The sequence below is a fragment of the Porphyromonas gulae DSM 15663 genome, assembly GCF_000378065.1.
In the GTDB taxonomy this organism is placed as follows: Bacteria; Bacteroidota; Bacteroidia; order Bacteroidales; family Porphyromonadaceae; genus Porphyromonas; species Porphyromonas gulae.
Genome location: NZ_KB899202.1, coordinates 1 through 3,520 on the forward strand (window position 1 = coordinate 1; position 3,520 = coordinate 3,520).

Here is a 3,520-nt window from a genome sequence, read left to right on the forward strand (position 1 = left end):
TCCTCCTCCCGAATTCGGGCCTGAACTTTATCGTTTGCCATTACCCGAGAAGGTCTTGAGAAACCATTGGTATAAGTATGAAGTCGAGATTTGATATTTTATTCAAGTCTTGCGAGATATGGTAGACGAGACTAAATGGATATGAAAAAAGAAAGTCTTTAGGTGAAAATAGGAGTTGATTACATGTGTTTGATTGCGCGTGTTGTTTGGGTTGATTTGCAGCGACTAACGAAATAATAGTAATGATGAAAAGATATATAATAATACTTGCGGTGTTTCTTTTATTCTGCACGGTATTTGCCTTTCAGATAAAAGCTCGCCCTTATGAAAGAGTGGCAGATGTAGAGAAGCTTTGGACTCCGAACCATTCAACGGATTCTAAATTGACGACTACAAATAAGGGTGACTTAGTTAATGCCGGAATTGTATGCCAATCTGTTTTTGAACACAGTGGATTAGTTGCTTCGCCAGTGAGTGAAATAAAGCATGCTGATCGTTTAACCTCGCAAGAGAAGTCTTTTTTCGCAGAAAATCTACGGATACCTCCTCCTGTGGTTCCCGTTGCCGTTGACAAGTATGCGGTTCCAGTTACTGATCCTGATAACCCTAATGCATGGGATGTAACGCTAAAAATCACTACCGAAGCAGTAACGGTACCGGTTGACGTGGTGATAGTTATTGACCAGTCTTCATCAATGGGTGGGCAAAACATTGCTAGATTAAAATCCGCTATTGCTTCAGGACAGCGTTTCGTGAAAAAGATGTTGCCTAAGGGAAACGCTACAGAGGGGGTGCGTATCGCTCTTGTGAGTTATGACCATGAGCCTCATTTCTTATCTGATTTTACCAAAGACACTGCTTTTCTCTGTCAAAAAATCAGGGCTTTAACTCCTATTTGGGGAACACATACTCAAGGGGGGCTTAAAGTGGCAAGAAATATTATGGCTACCTCTAATGCTGTCGACAAGCATATTATCTTGATGTCTGACGGATTAGCGACCGAGCAGTATCCGGTTAAAAATGTAACTACTGCAGATTTCATTGGCAAAACTGGAAATGCAAATGACCCCATTGATCTGGTTATACAAGGAGCAATCAATTTTCCTACAAATTATGTTTCCAACAATCCATCTACACCTCTTACTCCAAATTATCCAACTCAATCTTCTAAAGTTGGGCGGAGAGATCTGCCGGAATCCAAATTCGATTATAGTAGTCTGAGCGCAAGAATTACTTTTGATGGTGTTGCCGGTGCATTGGTGTATGAACCGAAGTTTGGCCATCCATATTATTATTATTTCCCTTGTAATGCAGCCATCAATGAAGCTCAGTTCGCAAAAAGCTCAGGATATACAATTCATACTATTGGCTATGACTTGGGAAATTTTGCCTTGGCTAATAATTCATTGAAATTAACCGCTACAGACGAGAATCACTTCTTTACTGCGACCCCCCAAAATTTGGCTGCAGCTTTCGATAATATCGCTCAGACTATTAATATAGGGATACAGAAAGGTGTAGTGACAGACTTTGTCGCTCCCGGTTTCATCGTTAAAAATGTGACTCAGTCGGGTGATGTTACTCATCTGGTAAAGGTTACCAATGGAACCGTACATTATGATATCACTACTAGAAAGTTGACATGGACAACGGGTACTATTTTGAGCTCATCCGAAGCTACGCTGACCTACCGTATTTTTGCGGACATTGAAAATATGGATCAAGCGCAAATCAATAATGTTTCGACTATAGGTCCTGATTTGGGCGGATATGATACCAATAAAGAAGCCAAGCTTAATTACACCAATTCCAACGGAGAAGCCAATCAGTGTTTGCTGTTTCCGCGTCCAACCGTAAAACCAGGCTATGGCGTCATAAAGCGTAATTATGTCTTGGTTAATATGGATGGCCAACCTATATTGGCAGATGGAACTGTAGTCGGGTCTTTGAGTGCAGCCCAAATCGTCCATTCTCCGGATTTCTTCCTTCCTCCTGGAAACGATTATATAGCTCCCAAATGGATAAAGCTGGACAAAACAAATGATAATCTTCAGTATTTCTCTGTTACGCCCAGTGCAAAAGACTTTACCTACAATGGCAAATTTTATCGCTTTACGGAGGTGCCGGGATCTACTTTGGACGGAGCAAATATCGGTATTAGCTGGAAGCATCTATTCGAGACTACTTATTTCGCTTATTTGGAAAATCGTCCGCCCGTAGCTGTTCCTGACGTGAATACTACGTTCGTGGATATACCGGTTAGAGGTAATGTTCTTACTAACGACTATGATCCAGAGAAGGACCCGATACATGTCACTCCTCAGGTAAATATACCGACGCAGAATGGAGGTCATGTGACTATCAATGCTGACGGATCTTATGTTTATACGCCATCAAGCAATTATGTAGGAGAAGATACCTTTACGTATGAGGTCTGTGATAACCATAATGCATGTACTTCGACCACGGTAACAATTGAGGTTCTTCCTCTGCCAGTAACGAATAATAATCCTCCTGTCGCTGTTAATGACAATTATCTTATGCCTAAGGGTGGGGTTCTTAACGGAAATGTCATTACTAATGATTTTGATCCCGATGGAGATCTTAACCCGAACAGCGTTACACTGGTAGATGGTGGAACTGCTCAAACAAATGGAACTTTAACACTCAACGCCGATGGAACATTTACATATGTGCCGAATCCAGGATTTGTAGGAGAAGTAAACTTCAAGTATCAAGTGTGCGACCACTTGAATCGTTGTGACGATGCCGTTGTTACGATCAAGGTCCTACCTGATACAGAGAATTCGACCTTTGCAGCTGACGATGCCTTTATAACAACTAAGTATACTCCCGTAACAGGTAATGTCCTTGCTAATGACTATGATGCTCAAGGGAATAATCAGATTGTGAATACAACACTCGTTGCTATTCCTCAGTACGGTAATGTCGTTATTAGTGCTGATGGTACCTTCACTTATACACCCACTAATGGCTATGTTGGACCCGACCGGTTTGTTTATTGTGTGTGCGATGATGGAACGCCAAAGGCCTGTGATAAGGCTACGGTTTATATACTCATTAAACCTGCGGCCAACTATTGGATAGGGGGTACGCTGGGTATGCTCAATAAATGGAATGAGCCCAATAACTGGACGAACAACATCGTTCCCGCTGTTGGTGAGAATATCGAATTCGCTACAGAGCAAAATAATCCAACACAAGCGAATAATCCTAAGTCTGGTCCTGCGAAGCAAGATCTACATCTGGACGATATCGAACAAGATGGAACGGAGGGACGTGTTATCGGTAATCTGATCAATCATTCCGACAAGAATTTGGTAATAACTACGGGCAATCAGTTAATGATTAACGGAGTAGTTGAGGATAACAATCAGGCTGCCGGTACTATCGTCGTGAAATCGTCGAAAGACAATCCGACCGGGACATTGTTGTTCCGTAATCCCGGGGCTAATCAAGATGTAGGAGCTACTGTCGAGTTTTACAATCAGGGATATGA

Annotated in this window: 2 protein-coding genes; both read left to right on the forward strand. The window is 41.9% G+C overall.

The window, feature by feature from the left end:
* Window positions 1-94 (forward strand): hypothetical protein (locus F452_RS13525; RefSeq protein ID WP_394358170.1); only part of this gene is annotated, 94 nt, incomplete at its 5' end.
* 148 nt (window positions 95-242) lie between these two features.
* The coding region (locus F452_RS11745; protein ID WP_018966131.1) for an Ig-like domain-containing protein at window positions 243-3,520 on the forward strand (3,278 nt) is incomplete at its 3' end.